At 32.4% G+C, this 22,283-nt stretch carries 25 protein-coding genes; 10 read left to right on the forward strand and 15 right to left on the reverse strand.

What is annotated here, in order from left to right; translation table 11 throughout:
* Positions 1-61: 61 nt before the first annotated feature.
* Complete coding sequence (locus METIN_RS05450; RefSeq protein WP_013100492.1) at positions 62-1,669, forward strand: ABC transporter permease; 1,608 nt, start codon at positions 62-64, stop codon at positions 1,667-1,669.
* The gene (locus METIN_RS05455) at positions 1,660-2,655 is read left to right on the forward strand and encodes an ABC transporter ATP-binding protein (RefSeq protein WP_013100493.1); all 996 of its coding nucleotides are present in this window, start codon (positions 1,660-1,662) and stop codon (positions 2,653-2,655) included. The genes METIN_RS05450 and METIN_RS05455 overlap by 10 nt, the downstream gene beginning before the upstream one ends.
* A 119-nt stretch (positions 2,656-2,774) precedes the next feature.
* Here the strand turns inward: METIN_RS05455 and METIN_RS05460 are convergent, their stop codons facing one another.
* Positions 2,775-3,812 (reverse strand): H(2)-dependent methylenetetrahydromethanopterin dehydrogenase-related protein, encoded by a 1,038-nt coding sequence (locus METIN_RS05460; RefSeq protein ID WP_013100494.1) that lies wholly within the window; start codon positions 3,810-3,812, stop codon positions 2,775-2,777.
* Between the two features lie 94 nt (positions 3,813-3,906).
* Here METIN_RS05460 and speB point away from each other — a divergent pair, with 94 nt between their 5' ends.
* From speB to METIN_RS05490, 6 genes are read left to right on the forward strand one after another with little or no spacing between them, the layout of a single operon-like run.
* Positions 3,907-4,755 (forward strand): agmatinase, encoded by an 849-nt coding sequence (gene speB / locus METIN_RS05465; RefSeq protein WP_013100495.1) that lies wholly within the window; start codon positions 3,907-3,909, stop codon positions 4,753-4,755.
* A gap of 5 nt (positions 4,756-4,760) precedes the next feature.
* The gene (locus METIN_RS05470; protein ID WP_048203412.1) at positions 4,761-5,279 is read left to right on the forward strand and encodes a hypothetical protein; all 519 of its coding nucleotides are present in this window, start codon (positions 4,761-4,763) and stop codon (positions 5,277-5,279) included.
* 5 nt (positions 5,280-5,284) lie between these two features.
* Positions 5,285-6,589 carry an ornithine cyclodeaminase gene (locus METIN_RS05475; protein WP_048203413.1) on the forward strand — a complete coding sequence of 435 codons (1,305 nt, stop codon included), beginning with the start codon at positions 5,285-5,287 and terminating at the stop codon, positions 6,587-6,589.
* Complete coding sequence (locus METIN_RS05480; RefSeq protein WP_013100498.1) at positions 6,519-7,136, forward strand: DUF2100 domain-containing protein; 618 nt, start codon at positions 6,519-6,521, stop codon at positions 7,134-7,136. Before METIN_RS05475 ends, METIN_RS05480 begins: the two co-directional genes overlap by 71 nt.
* Positions 7,126-8,061 (forward strand): 2-phosphoglycerate kinase, encoded by a 936-nt coding sequence (locus METIN_RS05485; protein ID WP_013100499.1) that lies wholly within the window; start codon positions 7,126-7,128, stop codon positions 8,059-8,061. Before METIN_RS05480 ends, METIN_RS05485 begins: the two co-directional genes overlap by 11 nt.
* Positions 8,058-9,443, forward strand: a complete 1,386-nt coding sequence (locus METIN_RS05490; RefSeq protein ID WP_013100500.1) for a TrkH family potassium uptake protein — start codon at positions 8,058-8,060, stop codon at positions 9,441-9,443. The genes METIN_RS05485 and METIN_RS05490 overlap by 4 nt, the downstream gene beginning before the upstream one ends.
* Here METIN_RS05490 and flaJ read toward each other — a convergent pair.
* The 11 genes from flaJ to METIN_RS05545 all read right to left on the reverse strand — a co-directional run bounded on the left by flaJ (position 9,440) and on the right by METIN_RS05545 (position 18,435).
* Complete coding sequence (flaJ, locus tag METIN_RS05495; RefSeq protein WP_013100501.1) at positions 9,440-11,113, reverse strand: archaellar assembly protein FlaJ; 1,674 nt, start codon at positions 11,111-11,113, stop codon at positions 9,440-9,442. The genes METIN_RS05490 and flaJ overlap by 4 nt on opposite strands.
* Positions 11,114-11,123: 10 nt before the next feature.
* Complete coding sequence (locus METIN_RS05500) at positions 11,124-12,770, reverse strand: type II/IV secretion system ATPase subunit (protein WP_013100502.1); 1,647 nt, start codon at positions 12,768-12,770, stop codon at positions 11,124-11,126.
* Positions 12,771-12,787: 17 nt separating this feature from the next.
* On the reverse strand, positions 12,788-13,480 hold the full coding sequence (locus tag METIN_RS05505) for an ATPase domain-containing protein (RefSeq protein ID WP_013100503.1): 693 nt from the start codon (positions 13,478-13,480) through the stop codon (positions 12,788-12,790).
* Between the two features lie 23 nt (positions 13,481-13,503).
* Entirely contained in the window at positions 13,504-13,959 is a 456-nt protein-coding gene (locus tag METIN_RS05510) for a flagellar protein G (RefSeq protein WP_013100504.1), read from the reverse strand.
* Positions 13,960-13,971: 12 nt separating this feature from the next.
* Positions 13,972-14,385, reverse strand: coding sequence for a flagellar protein F (locus METIN_RS05515; RefSeq protein WP_013100505.1), 414 nt, complete (start codon positions 14,383-14,385; stop codon positions 13,972-13,974).
* Positions 14,375-14,779 (reverse strand): FlaD/FlaE family flagellar protein, encoded by a 405-nt coding sequence (locus METIN_RS05520; protein ID WP_013100506.1) that lies wholly within the window; start codon positions 14,777-14,779, stop codon positions 14,375-14,377. Before METIN_RS05520 ends, METIN_RS05515 begins: the two co-directional genes overlap by 11 nt.
* A 33-nt stretch (positions 14,780-14,812) precedes the next feature.
* Positions 14,813-15,766: a FlaD/FlaE family flagellar protein gene (locus METIN_RS05525; protein ID WP_013100507.1), complete on the reverse strand. Its 954-nt coding sequence runs from the start codon at positions 15,764-15,766 to the stop codon at positions 14,813-14,815.
* The gene (locus METIN_RS05530; RefSeq protein WP_048203414.1) at positions 15,744-16,169 is read right to left on the reverse strand and encodes a flagella accessory protein C; all 426 of its coding nucleotides are present in this window, start codon (positions 16,167-16,169) and stop codon (positions 15,744-15,746) included. Before METIN_RS05530 ends, METIN_RS05525 begins: the two co-directional genes overlap by 23 nt.
* Before the next feature lie 203 nt (positions 16,170-16,372).
* Positions 16,373-17,032, reverse strand: a complete 660-nt coding sequence (locus METIN_RS05535) for a flagellin (RefSeq protein WP_013100508.1) — start codon at positions 17,030-17,032, stop codon at positions 16,373-16,375.
* A 58-nt stretch (positions 17,033-17,090) separates the two neighbouring features.
* Positions 17,091-17,744 carry a flagellin gene (locus tag METIN_RS05540; RefSeq protein WP_013100509.1) on the reverse strand — a complete coding sequence of 218 codons (654 nt, stop codon included), beginning with the start codon at positions 17,742-17,744 and terminating at the stop codon, positions 17,091-17,093.
* Between the two features lie 37 nt (positions 17,745-17,781).
* Entirely contained in the window at positions 17,782-18,435 is a 654-nt protein-coding gene (locus METIN_RS05545; protein WP_013100510.1) for a flagellin, read from the reverse strand.
* A gap of 271 nt (positions 18,436-18,706) precedes the next feature.
* Here METIN_RS05545 and METIN_RS05550 point away from each other — a divergent pair, with 271 nt between their 5' ends.
* Positions 18,707-19,009, forward strand: coding sequence for a hypothetical protein (locus METIN_RS05550; protein ID WP_013100511.1), 303 nt, complete (start codon positions 18,707-18,709; stop codon positions 19,007-19,009).
* Positions 19,006-19,371 carry a hypothetical protein gene (locus tag METIN_RS05555; RefSeq protein WP_013100512.1) on the forward strand — a complete coding sequence of 122 codons (366 nt, stop codon included), beginning with the start codon at positions 19,006-19,008 and terminating at the stop codon, positions 19,369-19,371. The genes METIN_RS05550 and METIN_RS05555 overlap by 4 nt, the downstream gene beginning before the upstream one ends.
* Here METIN_RS05555 and dadD read toward each other — a convergent pair.
* Genes dadD through METIN_RS05570 form a run of 3 tightly spaced genes read right to left on the reverse strand, consistent with a single transcriptional unit; the run spans position 19,360 to position 22,277 of the window.
* Complete coding sequence (gene dadD / locus METIN_RS05560; protein ID WP_013100513.1) at positions 19,360-20,616, reverse strand: multifunctional 5'-deoxyadenosine/S-adenosyl-L-homocysteine/5'-methylthioadenosine deaminase; 1,257 nt, start codon at positions 20,614-20,616, stop codon at positions 19,360-19,362. The genes METIN_RS05555 and dadD overlap by 12 nt on opposite strands.
* On the reverse strand, positions 20,617-21,564 hold the full coding sequence (locus tag METIN_RS05565) for a SufB/SufD family protein (RefSeq protein ID WP_013100514.1): 948 nt from the start codon (positions 21,562-21,564) through the stop codon (positions 20,617-20,619).
* Positions 21,561-22,277, reverse strand: a complete 717-nt coding sequence (locus METIN_RS05570; RefSeq protein ID WP_013100515.1) for an ABC transporter ATP-binding protein — start codon at positions 22,275-22,277, stop codon at positions 21,561-21,563. Before METIN_RS05570 ends, METIN_RS05565 begins: the two co-directional genes overlap by 4 nt.
* Positions 22,278-22,283: the final 6 nt, after the last annotated feature.

The raw sequence follows: 22,283 nt of genomic DNA on the forward strand, positions 1-22,283 counted from the left end.
ATCAAATTTAGTTTTCTCTTATTATCCTTATTTTTTAAAAGTATATTTTTAAGGTGAAATTTTGAGAGGTAATAAGAATATTGTTAGATTTTTACCTCACATATTTGCATTTATTTTTTTGGCAATATTTGTCGCATATCCAATATTGATGGTGTTTATTCAATCTTTTTATGAAAATGGTGTTTTCACATTAAAATATTATTATGAAGTTATTAGTAATGTTTACTATCTGGACAGTTTAAAAAATAGTTTAATGGTTGCATGTTTATCAACTATAATATCCCTGCTTATGGGATTATTATTTTCAATCCTTATCTTTAAAGCAGATATTAAAGGAAAACTCTTTTTTAAAATTGCGGTTTTTTTGCCAATAATTACTCCAGGATTTGTGGTATCTTTATCATATGTATTTTTGTTTGGAAGGAATGGGATTATAACAAATGGTCTTTTGGGATTAGAACCAAATATTTATTCTTGGAAGAGTGTCGTTATTATGCAGTCAATTGACTATACCACAACAGCATTTTTAATTATATCGGCTGTTTTATTGAGTATTGACAGTAGTTTAGAAGATGCCGCAAGAAATTTAGGTGCAAATGAACTTAGAGTATTTAAAGACGTTACTTTACCCTTACTTTTACCTGGCATACTAAGTGCTGGACTTTTAATATTTATGGAATCTATGGCTGACTTTGTAACACCAATTATTGTTGGTGGAAACTTTAATACACTTGCTACCGCTGCTTATTTTGAGATAATTGGTAACTACAACACAGTTATGGCCTCAACACTAAGTGTAGTATTATTAATTCCCTCATTAATTTTGTTTATAGTATATAACAAATTTTACAAGGGTTACAGTCAGAAGTTTTTAAAAGTAAGGCCATATTCTCTAAAAAAATGGCATAAAATTTTATTATCTTTACCTGCAGTTATATTTTCAATTGTTGTGTATTTATTATTTTTTTCCGTATTTTTGGCGGGATTTACTAAGGGCTTTGGATATAACTATGTATTTACTTTGGATCACTTTATAGAGGCATTAAAAAAAGGAAGTTTAGCAATAAAAAATACTATAATATTTTCTATATCATCAAGTGTCTTAGTTGGATTATTAGGCATGGTTTTAGCTTACCTAGTTGTAAGGGATAAATTTTTTGGACGTAGAATTTTAGATTTTCTCTCAGTTCTACCGTTTGCAATTCCTGGCACATTTATGGGTATTGGGTACCTATTAGCATTTAATAGACCTCCATTACTACTAACAGGGACATCTTTAATTATTGTCTTAAACTGTGTTGTTAGAAAACTACCTTTTTCTTTCAAAATAGGATGCGCTACACTTTCCCAAATCGACAAATCTATTGAAGAAGCTTCTTTAAATTTGGGGGCGAATAAAGTAAAAACATTTTTTAGAGTGATATTGCCATTACTAAAACCTGCAATAATTTTTAGCATGATATATACATTTATTGCAACGGTAAAAACACTGGGCTCAATAATCTTTCTTATAACTCCAAATACGAAAGTTTTATCGGCGATGGTGTTTGAAAGTACGATAAACTATGAATTTGGAGTTGCGGCGTGCTATGCAATAATAATGACTATACTTTCCGCAATAGGAACGCTTTTAATTTGGAAGTTAAATGGTGACAAAACATGGTTTTAAAACTCATCAATATTTCAAAATCTTATGGTGATAGGGCTGTAATAAAAAATATTAGCTTAGAATGTGAAAGAGAGTTGATTTCTCTTTTAGGTCCAAGTGGTTGTGGAAAAACAACTTTATTAAGGATTATAGCAGGTTTTGAAACTCTAAATAATGGTAGAATTATTTTGAATGAAGACGATATAACAAACCTTCCTCCTCATAAAAGAAATGTTGGAATGGTCTTTCAGAATTATGCATTATTTCCACATTTAAATGTCTTTGAAAATATTGCTTATGGGTTAAAGGTTAGAGGACTAAAACCAAATGAGATAAAAGAAAAAGTTAAAAATGTTTTAAGTTTAGTAAATTTAGAGGGTTTTGAGAATTATATGATTTATGAACTTAGTGGGGGAATGCAACAGAGGGTAGCCGTGGCAAGAGCACTGGTTATAGAGCCGGAAGTTCTCCTTTTAGATGAACCACTCAGTAATTTAGATGCAAAATTAAGAGTAAAAATGAGAAAAGAGTTAAAAAAACTCCAAAGAACATTAGGTATAACAACAATATATGTGACTCATGATCAAGAGGAAGCTATGGCGATCTCTGATAGGGTAGCTATTATGAATAACGGCATGATTGAGCAAGTTGATACTCCCCAAAATATATATAAATTTCCAAAGACTCCATTTGTTGCAAATTTTATAGGAAGTATAAATGAACTTTCAAAAGTTATTCTTGATAGTATGGGTATAGAATATAATAAAAAGTACTTCTACTTTATTAGACCTGAACATGTAACTATAGGGAAGGGTAATTTTGTTGGTAAAATAGAAGATGTTGAGTATCTAGGCAATTTAGTTAGATATACAATAAATTTTAAAGATATTAAGTTAATTTCTGAAGTTCATGGTCCAAAAATAGTTTTTAAAGAAAACAAAAAAGTTTCATTTGAAATTAAAAAAGATCATATTCTAAAAATTCCAAAAGAAATCTCAAGAAATTAACATATTTTAATCTTTTTTGTTATCTAATGTCTAAAGGGTAAATATTGAATTCATTAGATTTAAAGAAATAGTATCAAAACTGCATAGAATGTTTAAGCTACTAAAGAGAAAATATTGGATTATTTACAGTAAGTATTTTCCAATAATCTTTTTTGGCTTCTTCTTATCATTCCCTCAAGAACCCTCTTTCCTCCAAGCTTTTCTATCTCTTTAACCAACTCTTGAGTGGCAACAACATAGGTTTCTTTAACTTCAGCCTCTTCTATATCTCTTAAACTCTCTTCACTTAATTGAGAGAGTAAGTCTAAAGCTAACTCTAAATCTTTCTGCTTATCAACCAATAGCATAGATTTTGCAGCTCTTATAACTAACTCAGGATTTAAAGCCTTAGCCATCCCTTCAACTCCAGAACTCTCTACAAGAGAGGCTACTGTATATAAAGAATTTATAATTTGCTTTTCAATCAGGTCCTTATGAGCCTTTATATATCTTGTACCTAAGTAGTAGAAGCATAATATTCCAGATAAGGCTAAGGCTGTTACTAAAACTCCCATGTCTGCTACAGCTGAAACCAATTCAGCTGGGACAACATAAGGCTTTTTATTTATACTTTTACACAGCTCAACCAGTTTATTTATTTGCTCATCAGTAGCTAACTTCTTTTTAGTTAAGGTTTCTCCAGCTATTACATAGTGCTGATTCAACTCTGTCCCTGGAACAGAGGCTGGATGAAAGGATGATACTCCAAGATCCTTTCTTTTTAATCTTAAGATTGGCTCTAACTCATAATACAGAAGGAGAGGGTTTACTGTACAGGTTGTACAAATAACAGAATTCTCTGGAAGCTTTTCTATAACATTCTTTATAATGTCACAAGACTTCCCAAAAGGTGTAAAGAAGATATGAATCTCACCATGCCTTGCAGCTTCTAAATCATTATCAGTAACTTTAACATTGGCACTTTCTACTTTTTCCCACTGCTCTTCACTTAACTTATTTTTGTTGGGCTCTGCTAAGATAACATCATATCCAGCCTTAGCCATCTCTATAGCCATTGCTGCTCCTCCATAGAGAAGGTTTCCTCCAAACCTCTCATGAATTTTAAGCCTCTCTAAATACAGCTTCTGATTTCCAGCTCCATATATAGATATCTTCAAATCTTTCACCTTTTTATTAATTTTAAGCTAAGATTATAAAAGTTAAAGAGCTCTTATTTAATTTAACTTAAAGAGTGAGAGGTGAGTATTAGAGATGTTCATAGACTTTTCTAAGTTTATGCTGTCTAAAGATTATGAAAGTTCTAACATAGCTATAGTTTCAATTCCCTATGATGAAACCTCTTCCTTTAAGCCAGGGTCAAGGGAAGGGGGGTTAAGTATAAGAAGAGTTTCTTGGGGATTGGAAAGTTATAGCCCAGAATTGGAGAGAGATTTAAATGATATAAATTTTTGTGATCTGGGGGATCTTGACTTATATGGCTCTCAGGAAGAGAAATTTAAGATGATAAAAGAGGCTGTAAAAAGTATCTTAAGTGATGGGAAAAAGGTTATTTCTTTAGGTGGAGAGCACTCTATAACCTATCCTATAGTAGAGGCTTATAAAGAATTTTATAAAGACTTGGTTGTTATTCAATTTGATGCTCACTGTGATCTAAGAGATGAGTACTTAGGAAATCCCTTATCTCATGCCTGTGTCATGAGGAGAATTTATGAGATCAATAAAGAGATAATGCAATTTGGCATAAGGAGTGGAGATAAAGAGGAGTGGATCTTTGCCAAAAAACATAATATTTATCTAAAAAGAAGACTTTTGAGTGAAGAAGATATTAAATATATAAAAGAACTAAATAAACCAATCTATTTAACTATAGATATAGATGTCCTTGATCCAGCCTATGCACCTGGAACTGGAACTCCAGAGCCTTGTGGCTTTTCAAGTAGAGAGCTTTTTAACTCTCTTTACATGTTAAAAGAGGTTAGTGATAAAATAGTTGGATTTGATGTTGTTGAAGTTTCTCCTCCCAATGATGTAAATGACATAACCTCAATAACTGCTGCTAAGATTGTGAGAGAACTCTTATTAATGATTGGGATTGAGTGATGAAAATGAAAGTCCTAAAGATGTCTGAAAATCTCTACTATATTAAGTATTTAGATAAAGTTTATAAGGTTGAGATTAAGAAAAATAAAGTTTTCTTAAAGAAGAAGGTTAATGATGAGTATCAGAAAATAGAGGAGTTTGAAGATTGTGATATTGAGAAAGTAAAGGAGTTTATAGCTTTTATAGAAGACTTTTCCTTCAACCATGAAAAGCCAAAGATTCATGAGGCTTTACATCTAACTGATAAGGAAGCTGATGAGGTTCTATTAGCTGTTAGAGATGCTTACAATACTAATGTTCCATCTAAGGCTATTGAATATCTATATAGAAAGTTTAAAGAGGACACTAAAAAACTTCTTTTCTCCCTATTTTTATTAGGCTCATGGTTTGAAGAGGCTAAGGCTTATGAAGCCTTAAAGAGGATTGATGAAATCTCAAATGCCTATATAAAATCTACATATATACACAAGGTTAAAGAACTCATGGAGAAGGAAAAGAAGTGTGATGATGTGTTATATAGGTGATAGATTTGTTCATGAGGGAGATTGAGTTAAGGGGTCATATTATAGATAGCTTAATCCTTCCTAAGGTTCTTGATAAAATTTTAGATATGGGTGGAGATTATAAAATTTTAAAGTTTGAAATTGGGAAGAAAAAGACTGATCCAAGTTATGCTAAGATATTGGTTATTGGAAAGGATGAGAAGCATGTTGATGAAATTCTAATGGAGCTTAGAGACTTAGGAGCAGAGATTCCAGAAATAGAGGAGGTTGAGCTAAAACCAGCTGAGAGAGATAGGGTTTTACCAGAAGGGTTTTACTCAACAACCAACCATAAGACATTTATTAGATTTAGAGGGGAGTGGATAGAGGTTGAAAATCAAAAGATGGATGGGGTTATTGTAGTCTACCCTGAAGAGATGAGAGCTGAAGTAAAAACTATAAGGCAAGTAAAAAAAGGAGACTTAATAGTTGTTGGCCATAAAGGGGTTAGAGTAATTCCTCCAGAGAAGCCAAGGGAGCAGGGAGTTTTTGAGTTTATGAAGTCTGATGCTTCCTCAGAAAAGCCTAAAAAAACTATTATTAGACAGATAGCTGAAGAGATGTATAAAATTAGAGAGAAATTTAGAAAAACTGGAGAGGGAGGAATTGTAGTTGTTGCTGGTCCAGCTGTTGTTCATACAGGGGCAAGGGATGCATTGGCAAAGCTAATAAAAATGGGTTATGTTCAAGTTCTCTTCTCTGGGAATGCTTTAGCTACCCATGATATTGAACTCTCCTTATATGGAACATCCTTAGGAGTTAATATAAAAACTGGAAAGCCCGTTCCTGGAGGGCATAGCCATCATCTAAGGGCTATAAATACTATAATGAGAGAAGGAAGTATAAAAAATGCTGTTGAAAGAGGAGTTTTAAAAGAGGGAATTATGTATGAGTGCATAAAGAACAATATTCCCTATGTATTAGCTGGGAGTATTAGAGATGATGGGCCCCTGCCAGATGTTATAACTGATGTGGTTGAAGCTCAGGAGAAGATGAGAGAGCTTTTAAAAGGTAGGGATATGGTTTTAATGCTCTCCACTATGTTACACTCCATAGCTACTGGAAATTTACTTCCTTCATGGGTTAAAACTGTCTGTGTAGATATAAACCAATCTGTTGTAACCAAGCTGATGGATAGAGGAACTTCTCAAGCTATTGGTGTGGTTACAGATGTTGGAACATTCCTTCTTTTATTAGTTGAAGAGCTGGAGAGGTTAGAAAATGAGAGAAAAGAGCTTAATAAAGAAGGGGATAGAGACAATAACCTTACTGTCAAGGAGAAAAGTAACTGAGGAGAGAAGAAGTTACAATGAGGCAAGAGCTGGGACTATTAACACTGAAGAGTTTAAGAAGGCCATACATTACTTAATTGAGGCTGATAGCTATTTATATAAAAAATCTCCAAAGTTCTATTTAAATGATGAAGAGGCTAAAGAATTCTGTAAGTTAATTTTTAAAGCAAAAGATAGCTTAGATAAGGTTTTATCAAACTTTGGTTTCTCCTTCTATAAAGAGGAAGAGCTTGATGAATCCTCACTCTATATAGTTTCAAATAGAAAACTCTTCAAAAAGTTAAAGTCTAAAAATAAAAACTTAAAGGTTGTCTGTACTGAAGGTTTGTTAGACATTGAAGACTTTAAAAAAATTGGAGTGCCTGAGAGTGCTCTAAAATCTTTGGAGAAGAAGGTGGAGATGGCTAAGAAGAATATAGAGAGATTTATTGAGAAGTATAAGCCAAATAAGATATATGTGGTTGTTGAGGATGAAAAAGACAATCTCTTATTTGAGAGAGCTAAAAAGCTATATAATGCTGAAAAGGTAGAGATTGATGAACTCTGAAGATATCATAGTTATAGGAAAAAAGATAAAAATGCCCTTCTCCAAGGGGATCTTAGCAAGATCTCTAACAGCAGCTGGCTTGAAACCAAGTATAGCTTATAAATTAGCCCTTGAAATTTATGAGATGCTAAAAAAAGAGAATATAAAGGAGATAGATAAAGATGAGCTAAGGAGAAGGGTTTATTATTTTTTAATAGAGAAGAACTATGAAGAAATAGCTAAAAGATATTTACTATGGAGAGCCATACTAAATAAAAAGCCAATATCTATTTTAATAGGTGGGGCCTCTGGAGTTGGAACCTCTACAATAGCCTTTGAGTTAGCCTCAAGGTTGGGAATATCAAGTGTTATAGGAACTGATTCTATAAGGGAAGTGATGAGAAAAGTTATCTCAAGAGAGTTGGTTCCAACACTGTATGAGTCAAGTTATACAGCTTGGAAAGTGCTAAGGGAAGAGATTAAAGATGAGGAAAAAAAGTATATCATTGGCTTTGAGAGGCATTGTGAATCTGTTTTAGTTGGAGTTGAAGGGGTTATAGATAGAGCCTTATTAGAAGGACAAAGTGTTATTATTGAGGGAACTCACTTAGTTCCTTCTTTAATAAGTAATAAGTATTTGGAAAGTCCAAATGTTATTTTTATAACTTTAACAGTTAGTGATGAGAAGTTACATAAAATGAGATTTTATGCTAGAGGAAAGGTTTCCAATAGGCCAACTGAAAGATATTTAAGACACTTCAAGATAATAAGGATTATAAATGAATATTTAGTTGTCACATCTAAGAAAAAGGGAATTCCTGTAGTTGAGAATATTAATATAAGTAAGACAGTTGAGGAGTGCTTAAATATCATAACTGAAAAGTTAAAGAGAATCTTAGAAATGGAAGGTGGAAGGGTAGAAGATGTGTTAGAGGAAAGCTTATGATCACTTATAAAGATATCTCAACAATCCTTAACATCCTTGGAAGAATAAGCTTAATTATCTCTTTAATCTCTCTAATTCCTATATTTGTAGCCTTCTATTTTAAAGAAAATCCCTTTCCATTTATAATTTCATCTCTTTTATCTTTTCTAATATCCTTAATATTGTTGAAAACTACAAAAATTTATAAGGTTAAGCTCTACCATTGTATGTGTGTCTCTTCCCTCTCTTGGATCTTGGCCTCTTTAATTGGAGCTATTCCTTTCTATCTCTCAATTCCCTACTTTTCCTATCTTGATGGAGTTTATGAGAGTGCATCAGCTTGGACAACAACAGGAATGAGTTTAATTATAGATTTAAATGTAGTGGATAAATCAATACTATTCTGGAGAAGCTTAGAGCAGTGGATTGGAGGAGTTGGGATCTTAGTATTCTCTTCCTTAGTTTTATCTAACTTAGCCTCTCATCTCTACCTCTCGGAGGCAAGACAGGAGAAAATCTTACCCAAATTTTTGAGTACTATAAAAACTATTATATGGATTTATATATTTTATACTATTGTTGGGATTCTCCTTCTCTACCTCTCTGGCCTATCTCCTTGGGAAAGTTTAAACTTAACCATGACAGGCATCTGTACAGGAGGAATGAGTTTAAGCAATGAAAGCTTTCCTTACAATAGCTTAGCTAAGCTCTTTATGATCCTTATCATGCTTGCTGGAGGTGTAGTTTCTTTTTCAACACACTATAAAATACTGTCTGGGAAGTTAAAGTTGGATTGTCAAATAAAATACTCTCTCCTTGTAATTTTGCTAAGCTCTTTATTTATTTGCTTTAAAGATAAGATTAATTTTTTAGATTCTCTATTTTTAGTGACATCAGCATTAACATCTACAGGCTTCTCAACTTTTGATCTCTCAAAGTTGTCAGAACCTTCATTAATACTATTAATCTTTATTATGTTCATTGGAGGAGGGACTGGAACAACAACAGGAGGGGTTAAGATATTAAGATTCTTAATTATTTTGAAGATAGTTTACTATGAAATTAAAAAAATAGTCTATCCAAGAAATACAGTTTTTCCCAAATATCTTAGTAATCTTAAATTAGATGATAAAATAGTTAAAGAAGCTTTCACAATCTTTATTTTATACTTATTTTCCTCATTTACATTATTTTTTATATTCTCTTTTTACACCTCTCCATTAAAAGCTCTTTTTGACTCTGTCTCTTTTGTCTCTAACATAGGCTTATCTTTGGAAGTAGTTAATATAAATTCTCCAGCAATATTAAAAATAGCTGGAATTTTTGGAATGATTTTAGGTAGGTTAGAAATAATCCCTATATTAATTCTAATTTTAACCTTTTCTAAAATTAAAAGGATTTAATAGATTGGAACTCCTGTACCTAAGAGCTTTATGACTAACATCTTTGTTATATAAGCTACTACTGCACAGATCCAGAGAGTGATAACAAAGTGTAAAAATGCAACATACTTATGTCCACCATCCATAGTCTTTATCAAAATTCCAGAAAAAGCTGAATAAATAATTAGAGTAATAAAAAATATATACTCAACAAGTTGGGCATTAGTTATAGGCTGAATTTGAATAATATTAACAACTGTTTCAGGTATATTCATTGAGTTGTATATATCACTTATTGCTTTGGAAACAGAGAGAGATGAGAAAAGAGCTAAGGCTAAACCTCCACCTAAACCATAGACAATTCCAACAAATTGCTGAACACTCTGATACTTTGCCTTTCTTAGCTGAATAATTCTTTTAAAATTCTTACTTATAATTTCTGAAGCTATTTTTGGATCTCCTCCTAAGTAGGTACATCTTGCATACATATCTGAGAATAGCTGAATTAGATAACTACAAGATTCAAAACCAAAGTATCTCCAGGCTTTATTAGAATCAATACTAAGAGCTATCCTTTTATATAACCTCTTTAAATCTTCTGTTAAAGGGCCAAAGTCATGTAAGGTTAAATATTTTAAAGATTCTTTTAACCCTCCTCCTTTGGCAGCTACAGAGCTTCCTAAAGATCTTAAAAACTCTGGAAAGACAAATTCTTTTCTTTTAACCTTACTCTCTTCTATATGAGAAATAATTCCACAAATAGCTAAAGGTGTAAAAGCTATAGCTACTAAAATTTGATAGGGAATTTTAGCTATTGGTTGTAATCCAATATAGTAAGCATAGCCCAAAATAGCCCCTAATAACACTGTTAATAATATAGAGATCCTTAACCATTTATTTAACTTCTTATCAGTATCTGTTGGCTTCTCTCCAGTGTGCCATAGCCTGTCAAAAGGTAACCTACCTTTGATAACAATGTAAATTAAAAGTTCAGTAACAATAAATAAAAAGACTCCTGCTACAGCCATAAAAATAAAACTAAAAGGCATTAAAAATGGAACTAAAATTGCAAATGCTAATAAGAATGAGATAGATGTCATAGCACTAACATAAAGCTCTTTATATAGATCAAGAGATCTTAACACTCTGTTATAGAAAGCTTCATAGTCATCCATAACAATATCTTGCTCTTTAATTAAGAACTCTTTTAGATCTTCTCCACTATCTAAGGCAAAAGCTAACCTATCTAAAAAGTCTGCAAATTCTGGACTTGGTGTTCTTTGAGCTAAAAACCTACAGGCTTCAGCTAAGGATCTACTCCACTTATCAACTAAGACATATAATTTTCTTGATTCTTCTGCAAGTTGTCCAAGTTCTTCTTTTTCTTCAGATAATATCTTTAAAAGATCTTTTCTATTTAAATCTGTAATTGAGAGAGTTCCAAATTTAGTTATAAAAATATGAAGTCTCTCATTTATTTTATTCTTTAAATTATCTAATAATATGTAAGGGTAGGCAAGAGCCACTCCTAAGATTAGAAGAGCTAAAACAATAAAGAGATATAAAATAACTCCACTAAAAAATTTAATTGCAATAATAATTAACAAAATTGAAACAATAAAAGAAGGAACAACAATTTTAATAAAATACTCCTTTGGGTTTAAACCAGCTCTTATAATAACAGAAAGCACTAAAACCACCTCAGATAGTGAAAGGTAGCCCTTCTAATCCTTTCTCATAGAATGACCATATAATGTCTTTAACTTGATAGTAGTCAAAAATTTCCCTTGCTATCATCTCATCCAAGATTTTAGCCCTTAACTCTAACTCATTGTAAATTTCTCTTGTATCTTCAAAACCAGCAGCTTTAGCTATTTTTTCTTCAAGTACATAACTATTATTTCTCCCTGTAAATACATGCCTATCTTTATCAGGCTCCCATTGGAAAACTCCTCTTGTTATAACCCCATCTACCTCTTTGTAGTAACCCTCTATCTCTTCTATAGTAACCACTCTTCTCAATACTTTCCCTCTCTGATAAACAGCCAGCTGGAAAAGGGCAACATTAAGGTTATCCATGAAGGTGAGAGGAACATTAATAGGATCTCCACTTAATCTTTGAATCATCTTTCTAACATTAGCTGCGTGGAATGTAGAAAGAACAGGGTGTCCAGTTTGCATAGCTTGGAAAGCTACAGCGGCTTCAACACTCCTAATTTCTCCAACTATAATATAGTTGGGCCTTGATCTTAAAGCAGCCCTTAGTAAATCAAAGAGTGTAACTCTACTCTCTTCTGGCCCTCTCTCTCTTGTAATTAGCTGCTGCCATACTGGGTGTGGAGGCTTAACTTCAGGAGTATCTTCACATGAGAAGATCTTAGAATCTGGCTTAATGAATGGAAGGATAGCATTTAAAGTAGTAGTTTTTCCAGAAGCTGTTTCTCCACAGATAAAGATAGACATCCCATACTCTAAGCAAAGCCAGAGGTAAGCAGCAATCTCTGAGGACATTGTTCCCCAACTAATTAGTTGGGTTATACTAATTGGTACATCTGTAAATTTCCTAATTGTAAAAGATGGCCCTTTTAAAGAGACATCAGTTGAGTAAATAATGTTAATCCTTGAACCATCAGGAAGTGCTCCATCAACTATTGGGTTGGCATCAGATACTGGCCTTCCTATTCTCTCCCCAATATTCTTTAAATAGTTGGCAAGCTCAACATCATCCTCCCATGTTATGTTTGTTGGAAGCATTCCAAAGATCTTATGAACTACATGGGTATTATAGGCTCCAATAACATGGATATCTTCTAAGTATGGATCTCTTGATATAGGCTCAAGGTTCCCTAAGCCTATTAAATCCCTTTTTAACAAATAGATATATTTATCCCTCTCTTCTTTTGTAATTTCAATTCTATCATCAACCTTCTTTATTATCTTATCCAAAAATCCTTTTTTTTCTCCAGGTTTTTCAACTACTTTAGTACATTTATCAAAAAGCTTAACTAAGACTTCTTCAAACTCCTCTATACTCTCAGGAGTTTTTTCATAAGGAGCTATCTCTAAAATTTTGTCTAAAATTAATTTATACTTTAATTTTTCTTCAGGAGTCTCTAATCTTGGCTCAATAACAATATATTTAGTCCTTGTTTCAGGAGTTCCAAAAATATGGATAAAAATAGGATCTCCAATTGGATATATTATATTTGGATATTTTAATTCTTTTAATTCCCTTGACAATGAAATTAAAAAGTCAGGAACTCTCATGTAGATTCTTTTAAAATTTTCAATATATTTCTGTAAATGTGGATTTCTTGACATTGCTTCTCTAAGTTCAGCTTCACCCATAAGTCTCCCTCAAAAATTTATGCAACAGAGGCTATTTCTACAGCTAAACCTATCTTAGGTTCTACTCTAAAGACTATATTCTTCTGATAAGTTCCAGGAGCCATATTATATTTAAGTATCTTAGCTACATTCTTAATATTTCCAGCAAAAACAAACAATTCAGTTTTAATTAGCATAGTAGCAGAACTTCTTATAATTGTTAAAACTTCTTCTGATAATTCTTTTGGGTTTATTGTGCAAATTATAATTTTCTTTAAAGCTGTTATTCTCTTAAAAAAAGCCATTAAGTCATTTACACTAACTTCACTGGCATCATTTGCAATTAGTGAGGAGAGAGAATCAAAAATAATAACATCTTTCTCATAAAAAGCTCTTGTTTCCATAACCTTTTTTAAAAATCCATCTTTCTTTTTATTATCTGCTATTAAAGGATAGACAGGAATATATAAGAGAGCCCCAGATAAGAGTTTTTTATTTATAACATAGTCTAAGGAGTTCATCTGCTTTATAAATTCCAAGGTTGTCATCTGGGTAGACACATAAGTAACTGAATGTCTATTTTGTAAAAATCCATAAGTTAATCTTTGACATAGTACAGACTTCCCTGTACTTTCCTCTCCTTCAATAACTATTAAGCTACCATATGGTATACCACCACCAATTCTTTTATCAAAATCATCTCTTGCTAATTCAATTTTTGCTAATTCCATAAAAATCCCCTTAAATATCGTTATTATGGAATATATCCTATAATTTCACGGGATAATCCACTATATAGAACAACTTTTATTTTATGATAGCCAGAGTTATTATATGAAACATTTATAATTCCCACATCTCCAGGATATAGAACATTGGATCCTGGATTGTTATAATTATCAACATTTTCTATAGGTACAACTAAACCATCTATTATTACTGTGTAACTATTCTTTGTTATTGGTAGTTGAGTATTCCCTGTGTTTTTTATGTATAAAGTTGTTATCCCTAAATTAGAATCTCTTGGAATGTTTGAAGGGTCATTAACTATCTCAAAATCTTGGGAAAGCTTTTCTGACAGTACATCTGTTTTTTCTCCAATTCCTATAGATATTTTGTAAGATGAAGTCAGTAAAACTCCAGCAACAAATGCAGCTATTATTAGGACAGTTACAAACAATATAATCTCAGAAAGGGCACTTGATGCCACATTTTCACCAAGCTATGTAGTAGCAAAATACTTATTTCCATAGTTAGATACTATACAGATCCTTGTAGGCTGTGTCCAATTAACTATTAAAGTTATGCTCTCTAAGGGTAATAAGTAGGGAACATCTGGACTATAGGATATATTCTGAGGAGGAACAATAGTTCCATCAAATAGAACTGTAAATTTGTGTGGCTCAACAACCACAGAGCCATTATTGTAAATTGTAATGTTTGTTTGAGTTGCAGAGCTGGACACTTTAGTAATAACCAACTTCTCATTAATTTTATTTTCCAAGTGTTTCTGATAAGCTTCATAGTTTTTATATAGAATTGAGTAACTACTATCTATAGTTGTGTATAGATAAGCTCCAACTATCAATAAAGAAATAACCATAATTACAGTTCCTGCAACACTGCTAAATCCCATAAAATTGTTCAGCCCCCCTCTTGATTTTCCTTAACTCCCACTCTATCTTATCCATAAATTCAGTTGATATTTGCTTACCTTGTATCCTTTCTATGAACAATAGTGAAATTATATGATCAGCAACATCCAATTTTCCTGATGAATCTATAACATTCTCATTGTCTACTCTAATTCCTTTTAATATTTTTAGGAGTTGAGTTAAGGCCTTATCTCCAATCCAGCCAAGCATATAGTAGAATTCTAAAACTTCAGTAACTCCTTCAACACCTACTTTTTCACATAAATATTCTATCCATTTAAATGTCATGATTATTGAGATAGGATCATCAGGAATTTTTTCTAACTTACTTGGCTTGTGTATTTCTAATATTGCTGAAGCTGTTGCTGGATCCATATTTTAACACCCCCTTAAGTATTTGGACTAAGTTTAAATTGATCTTAATTCTTCAGCCCATTTTTTAAATCTTCTAATTTCAATTTCTAACATTTCTAACATATCTGGATCTAATGGTCTTCCAGCTAATTTTTCAATATATAAGAAAGACATTATATGGTCACTTGGTGTTAACTTGTCATTAACCTTAACATTCTCTTCCTCTCCACCAAAAAATCTCATATTTTTAGAGTATCTTAATAACTTTAATACTACTTTATTAGATATCCAACCTATTTTATTGTAATAGTCTAAGACATCAGGCAAATTTGAAGTTCCAACCTTACTAACTAAGAACTGTAACCACTTAAAAGCTAATGCTGTTGATATAGGATCTTCTGGAATGTCATTTAATCTATAACCCTGTTCCTCACCTAACATTTCTTCCACCTCTTCAATCCCCTCTACATCAGGAATTTCTTTAGGAATCTCCTCTTTTTCTTCTTCAACTTTTATTTCTTCTTCCTCTTCTAACTCAATTTCTTCAGGCTCTATTTCTTCCTCTTCTATTTTAATTTCTTGTTCTTCTATGGGTTTTTCTTCTTTAACTTCTTCAACTTTTATTTCTTCTTCTTTCTCTTCTTTCTTTTCCTCTATTTCACTTTTTTCAATCTCTTCAGAAATCTTTGAGGAAGCTACAACAGTGGTTAATTTCATTATAGTATCTAACTTCTGCTCTAAAGATTGCAATTTTTTATTCATTTCTTCTATTTCATCTCTACTTGTCTTACTCTTGGATAATACTTCAGATATTCTCTCAACAATCCTATCCAATTGCCTCTTAGTTATCCTTCTACCTTTTAAATTATTTTTTAATAAGATGATCACAAAAGAAGGTAATTTAGATTTAAGATTTTCTAAATATTCTTCTATTTCATCATCAGTTAAAACTTCCTCATCAGGAAGAATTTCCAATGATGAAGCTTCACTTATTGCCTTTTGAATCATGTTTATCCTCCTCAGTTACAAGCTTTATTATCTCTTCTTCTAACACCTCTTCAATAATCTTCTCAAGATCAACATTTAACTGATTTAGATAGAGAGATCCTAAGATTATTAAGTCATTTGTCAACTCCTCCACAGTTTTTTTAAGTCTTTTATACTCAGTTTCAAGCCTTTCTAATTTCTCTAAACTTGTAGCAGTAATCTTAGAGACCCCAATAAATGGGTTTATTTGATTAGAAACTACTTCATACAAGGCCATTATATCTTGGAGATTTTCATTTATTTTATTAAGCTCAATTCTTAGCATTTCATTTTCTTTTCTTAGGTTGTTTAATGAAGACTCAAGCCTTGGAATTCTTGTTTCTATATCCCCAACCTTAGCCATTAAATTTTCAGTAGTTTCCATTAATTCCCTAACAGTTCTCTCAATCTCATCTAATCTTCCACTTTCCTCCTCAAGATCTTCAAGTATCTCCTCCTCTAATGGAGGAGACTCTTCCTCGGGGGGCTGGTCTTTTTTTTTATTTTTAATTGTGAAAGTTTAGATTTAATTTTTTCAATAAGGTCTTTTATGTTCATAATGTTTCACCTTTAAAAAGGTTAAAAAGTTTATTGCAACTCAATAACTCTTCTATTAAATGTTGATGGAGCATAGAACTCTATAATTCCTGGAGATCCATATTCTGGAATAACTTCTCCTTCAATTAAATCTCTTGGTTTTATTGGCATCCCTATTGCATTAAGATCAACTGTTAGAGCTACTTTATCTCCAAAGTTTATAGTTGGATGAGCTGAGTCATTACATGACCCATCAGCATCTTGCAATATTATAACACCAAATCTGTCTCCACCTGAATATGTCCAAGCAGTTTGTACATTATCACCATTAAATAAATCTTCTGTTCCTTGAATTGCAGGATCATTTACATAAGCAGCACTATCATAAACTAAAGAACACTTCTTCTCTCCATTTGATAATGTAACAATAGTAGATGATAAATCAATTTCATCTCCAATATTTGGAGATACAAATATAAGTAATTTAGTTATTTCATTGTTATTTGGGGCATAACCGACAACTTTTACTACTTGAATCCCACTTGCCACTTGTTTAGTACTTTCTTGTCCGACTCTTGCAGCTTTTTGTTGTAAGTTAGCTGCAGTATTTATAATAACAGCTGCAGCTATAGCAGCAACTAATACTAAAGCAATGAATATAATCAACGTTCCAATTCCAATAGCTCCTTTTTTGGAGCTAAAAAATTTCATAATCTCGCCACCTCATAAGTTTAATCTTAAAAAAATCAGTTTTAAAAAGTTAAAAAGTTTATTGTAGGGTTACTACAGACTGATCTCCTAAATAGGTAGCTGGAGTTGTGAACTGTATAACTGCTGGAGCTCCAAATTCTGGAACAACTGATCCAGTGACAGTTGTTCTAGGTGGTAAATTAAATTGATTAGCTGTAGCATTTATGGTTAATACGACAATATCTCCTTTATTGATAACTGGAGTATTACTTGTACAGGAATTATCAGCATCTTGAACAACAATTATTCCAAATTCTCCTCCACTAAGATTCCATGCATCCTTAGAAATATTTGAAACCTTACCTCCAGTGCTTAGGTCTGTAAATGCGGTGGATTTATACTGTAATACTGCCTTTCTTGAACCGTCACTAATTAATATTTTAGTCTGATTTAAGTCAATTGGAGCACTTCCAGCGTTTGGTGTTATATAAATTCCAAGATAATTTATAGATGTATTGTTGTGTATTCCAATAACTCTTAAAGTTTGTAACCCACTTGCAACCTGCTCAGTACTCTCCTTCCCAGTAGCCATTGCCTTTTGCTGTAAGAATCCACTTGTGTTAATTAAAACTGCTGCAGCTACTGCCGCGACTAAAACCATTGCTATGAAGACTATCAATGTTCCTATACCCATAGCCCCTTTCTTACCTTTTAAGAACGCTAAGAGTTTCATTTGTTATCACCCTATAAGGTTTTAGTTAAATATTTTTTTATTGTAATTCAACTATATCAGAAGTGAATGCTGCTGGAGTTGTGAACTGTATAACTGCTGGAGCTCCAAATTCTGGCTGAACTTGTCCAGAAACTTCTTTTCTATCAGGAATTGATTCACCAAATACTTGACTTACGTCAATTAATAATACTGCTATGTCTCCTTTGTTAATTACTTGACCATTATCTAAAGATCCATCGGCATCCTGTATCTTTCCTACAACGAATGAAGTTGCATCTGCATTACTCCAAGCGGTAATAGTAGCACTATCAAATATATTACTTGCACCTGCAGTAGCACTAGTATAACCTGAGTAATTTAAAACTACTGTATTTCCATCATAGGTTAATAATACTTTACACTGTTTTAAGTCAATTGGAGCACTTCCAGCGTTTGGTGTTATAAAGATTGCTATTCTATCAATTCCACTTGTACCATCATAATGTCCAGTAACTCCTATACACATTAACCCACTTGCAACCTGCTCAGTACTCTCCTTCCCAGTAGCCATTGCCTTTTGCTGTAAGAATCCACTTGTGTTAATTAAAACTGCTGCAGCTACTGCCGCGACTAAAACCATTGCTATGAAGACTATCAATGTTCCTATACCCATAGCCCCTTTCTTACCTTTTAAGAACGCTAAGAGTTTCATTTGTTATCACCCTCTGATTAAAAAATTTTGAATTTAAAGAAGATTCATTAGTTCCCCTATACATCAAACCCCTAAACCAAACTTCGATTATATTATGTTACGCTTTTATAATAAATCTTTTTTTTGTAATCAACTTTGTAACTGTTTTTATTGTTATTTATGTAGGTAGTTATGTAGGTTTATAATAAATAAACTAAATTAACGGATTTATAAAAGCTTATATAAAATAAACCCTAATAATAAAAATCAAAAGTTTTTATGAGGGATAACTATGAGTGAGAAGAAAGAGATAAAGATAGAGATTCCAGCAGAAATAGTTGAAAAAATAGAGAAGTTAAGCTCTCTGCTATCAAGCTTTAAAGGTGGAGTGGTTTCAAAGGAAAAGGTTGAGGAGGCATTAAAATTATTGGATGAGCTTAAGAAGAGATTGCCAGAGGTTCATATAGACTTGGAAAAAATTATAGATGCTTTAGAAGGAACTGGGAGTGAGGTTAAGTTAAGCTTTAACAACTTAAGCTTAAATGGAGACATTAGCTTAAAGATAATTCCAATAAGGAGAGAGAAGAAAGAATGATCCTTAAAATTCTTTTCTCTTTTCAAAATTTGATTAATAAAGGGAACTTAACTATTGAAGTTAGCAATTTTCTCTATATTAAAGTAGAAAAAGAGAAAGTAGAGATTAATATAAAGGATATAGAGAGAGTTAAGATGTTATTAAAAATCTTTAGCAAGAGAAAAAAGGAGAAATCAATTTTCAACTCTTTTAAAAGCCTTATCAAAAAATTAAATGATATTGGGGAGCAATTTAAAAGAGAAAATAAAAGACTTATCTTAAAAGTTGAAGGAAAAGAAGTTTTAATTTTGGGAGAAAGCTCTTTATTATTCAAGAATTTTAAGATAAAAAATAAACTATACTTGATTAAGCTATTCCTTTAACCTATAGTAAGCTTTTTCAGCTTCCTCATAAACCTTTTCCTCATCTATAGTTAATATTTTCCCATCTCTCATAACTACATTTCCATCAATAATAACATCATCTACAAAGCCATTAAAGGAATAGACCAAATGAGAGCTAATATTTTCAAGTGGTTGGAGTGTAGGATTATCTTTATTAATTAAAACTATGTCTGCTAAGGCTCCTTCTTCAAGCTTGCCAGCATTTATATCTAAAGCTTTAGCTCCATTAATGGTAGCAAAGTTAAAGGCTTCATCAGCTTTAATAAGTGTTGGATCTAAATTAACTCCCTTATGTAAGATGGCACAAACCTTTATCTCTTCAAATAGATTTAAATTATTATTACTTCCACAGCCATCAGTTCCTAAGGTAATATTTATTCCCTCTTTTAATAACTTTGGAATTGGGGCCACTCCTGAGGCTAATTTTAAATTACTTATTGGGTTGTGAGAAACATTAACTCTCTTTTCTTTAATAATCTTTATTTCCTCATCACTAAGATGAACACAGTGAGCAGCTATAACCTTAACACCATCAAAGAATTTGAAAGAGTTAAGATATTCAAAAGGTTTCATTCCTGTTAGCTCTTTAACTCTCTTTATCTCCTCAAGGGTTTCATTCATGTGAATATGTATAGGAACACTATATTTTTTAGCTAACTTATTAACTTCAGCTAAAAGCTCTTTTGAACATGTGTAAGGAGCATGTGGCCCTAAGGCTGGCTTTATCCTCTCACATCCTAATTTATTTAAATATTCTATATATTTCTCAGCATTTTTTAGTTCCTTCTCTCTTCTCTCCTCATCAAAGAGATCAATCATCCCATAGGCTAAGAAAGCTCTTAACCCACTTTCCTCTACAGCTTTAGCTATTCCCTCTAAGTAGAAATACATGTCATTAAAAGTTGTAGTCCCTGTTTTTATCATCTCAATACATCCTAACAGGGTTCCATAATAAACTATTTCCTCATTTAACTTAGCCTCCATAGGCCATATATAGTTATTAAGCCACTCCATCAGTGGAAGATCATCAGCAACTCCTCTGAAGAGAGTCATAGGGATGTGGGTGTGAGTATTTATTAACCCAGGAATAGCTATTTTTTTACTTCCATCTATTACTTCCATCTCTTCCTCTCTCTTAACCTCTCCAATCTTCACAATCTTATTATCTTCAATTAAAATATCTCTCCTCTTTCCATTAAAAAATACATTTTTTATTAAGAGCATTTACTCACCAATCATTCCCTTTATGATGATTTCAGTAGCTTCCTCTTCATCCAATCCCTTAGCCATTAAGGTTTCTAACTGTTTTCTGTCAACACTTCCTATAGCTGCTTCATGGGTGATTCTTGCAGTTTCATCTCTAACTAAGACTATAGGGATAGATTCAACTTCAGCATTTCCTTTAATGACTTCAGCACAATCTATATGCCCCTTACAGTGTGGAGCATTCCCTTCTATCTTAAACTTTAAGATTATCTTACTATTATCTTTTCCAGCCCCTCTACTTCTTATCATGGCTTTAGCATTTTCTCCATTTAACTTAACTATCTCATCTATCTTAACCTTATCATCCTTTATTGCATAGGTTTTTGTTAAAATATCTATAATACTATCTTCCTTAGCCTCTATCTCTTGGTAAATTTCTAATGTTCCAATTCTACCATGAGTTAGGTTAAACTCTGAAATGTAAATTCCTCCCTTATCAATTTCAACCTTCACAGTTGGCTTAACCAAAATCTTCCCTTCCTCTCCATGGTAGTGAATCTCTTTATAAACAAACTTAGCATTCTTCCCTATCTTTATCCTTCCATCCATGATATGCTTTAAATCCTTCCCCTTAGGGAAAGAGCAGTGAGATAATAAAGTTATCTCAGAATTATCCTCTAAGATAATTTCAACATCTATTTCTTGGCAAACATTATCTTGAGTAATTCCCATACAGACATGGATAGGATACTTAAACTTGTATCCCTCTTTAACAACAATCTTAGCCCTTATCTTCCCTTCCTTGTCACTTCCCTCTATAACTATTCCTTCATCATCCTTAACATCCAATATTTTTCCTTCTCTCACTATTATTCTTGGACCCTTCCCATGAATAATTTCCTCTGGCTTCTCAGCTGTATATTTAATAAACTCTATAGCCTCTAAGAGTTCTTGTTTAACACTCATGCACTCACCTTACATTTTCCACATCTTCTTTTGTAGAAGTTGGCTACTTCATCAGGCTTTCCTGTCTTAATAACCTCTCCTCCACAGATTAGAGAGGCTCTATCACCATACTTACTTAACTCTTCCCTATGAGTGATAACTAAGAGAGAACAACCCTTATTTTTTAAATATTTAAATACTTTTCCAATCTCATCTATAGAAACCATGTCTATTCCACTGTCAGGCTCATCCAAGATGGCTAAGTCTGGCTCTATACAGATGATGGAAGCTAATTCTATCCTCTTTCTCTCTCCACCACTTAGGGATTCATCTACATATCTATCTAAATATCTTTCAGGGTTTAAGCCAACTAACTCTAAAGCCTCTCTGATTTTTTCCTCTTCTCTACCAGCATATTTTTTATTCATTCCTATCTTTAAATAATCTCTAACTTTAATTCCTTCAAACCTTGCAGGTTCTTGCCAAGCCAAGGTTAAACCTAACCTGGCTCTTTCAGTTATAGACTTATTGGTTATATCCTCTCCCTTAAATATTATCTTTCCACCACTTGGCTTATAACCAGAAACTCCCATTAATGTGTAAGCCAAAGTAGATTTTCCAGCTCCATTAGGGCCAATAATAGTATGTATCTCATTTTTCTTAACCTCTAAATTAATCCCCTTTAAAATCTCTTTATTTCCTCTTTTAACTTTTAAATTCTCTACTTTTAACATATATAA

The organism is Methanocaldococcus infernus ME (assembly GCF_000092305.1).
GTDB lineage: Archaea > AGJL01 > Methanococci > Methanococcales > Methanocaldococcaceae > Methanocaldococcus > Methanocaldococcus infernus.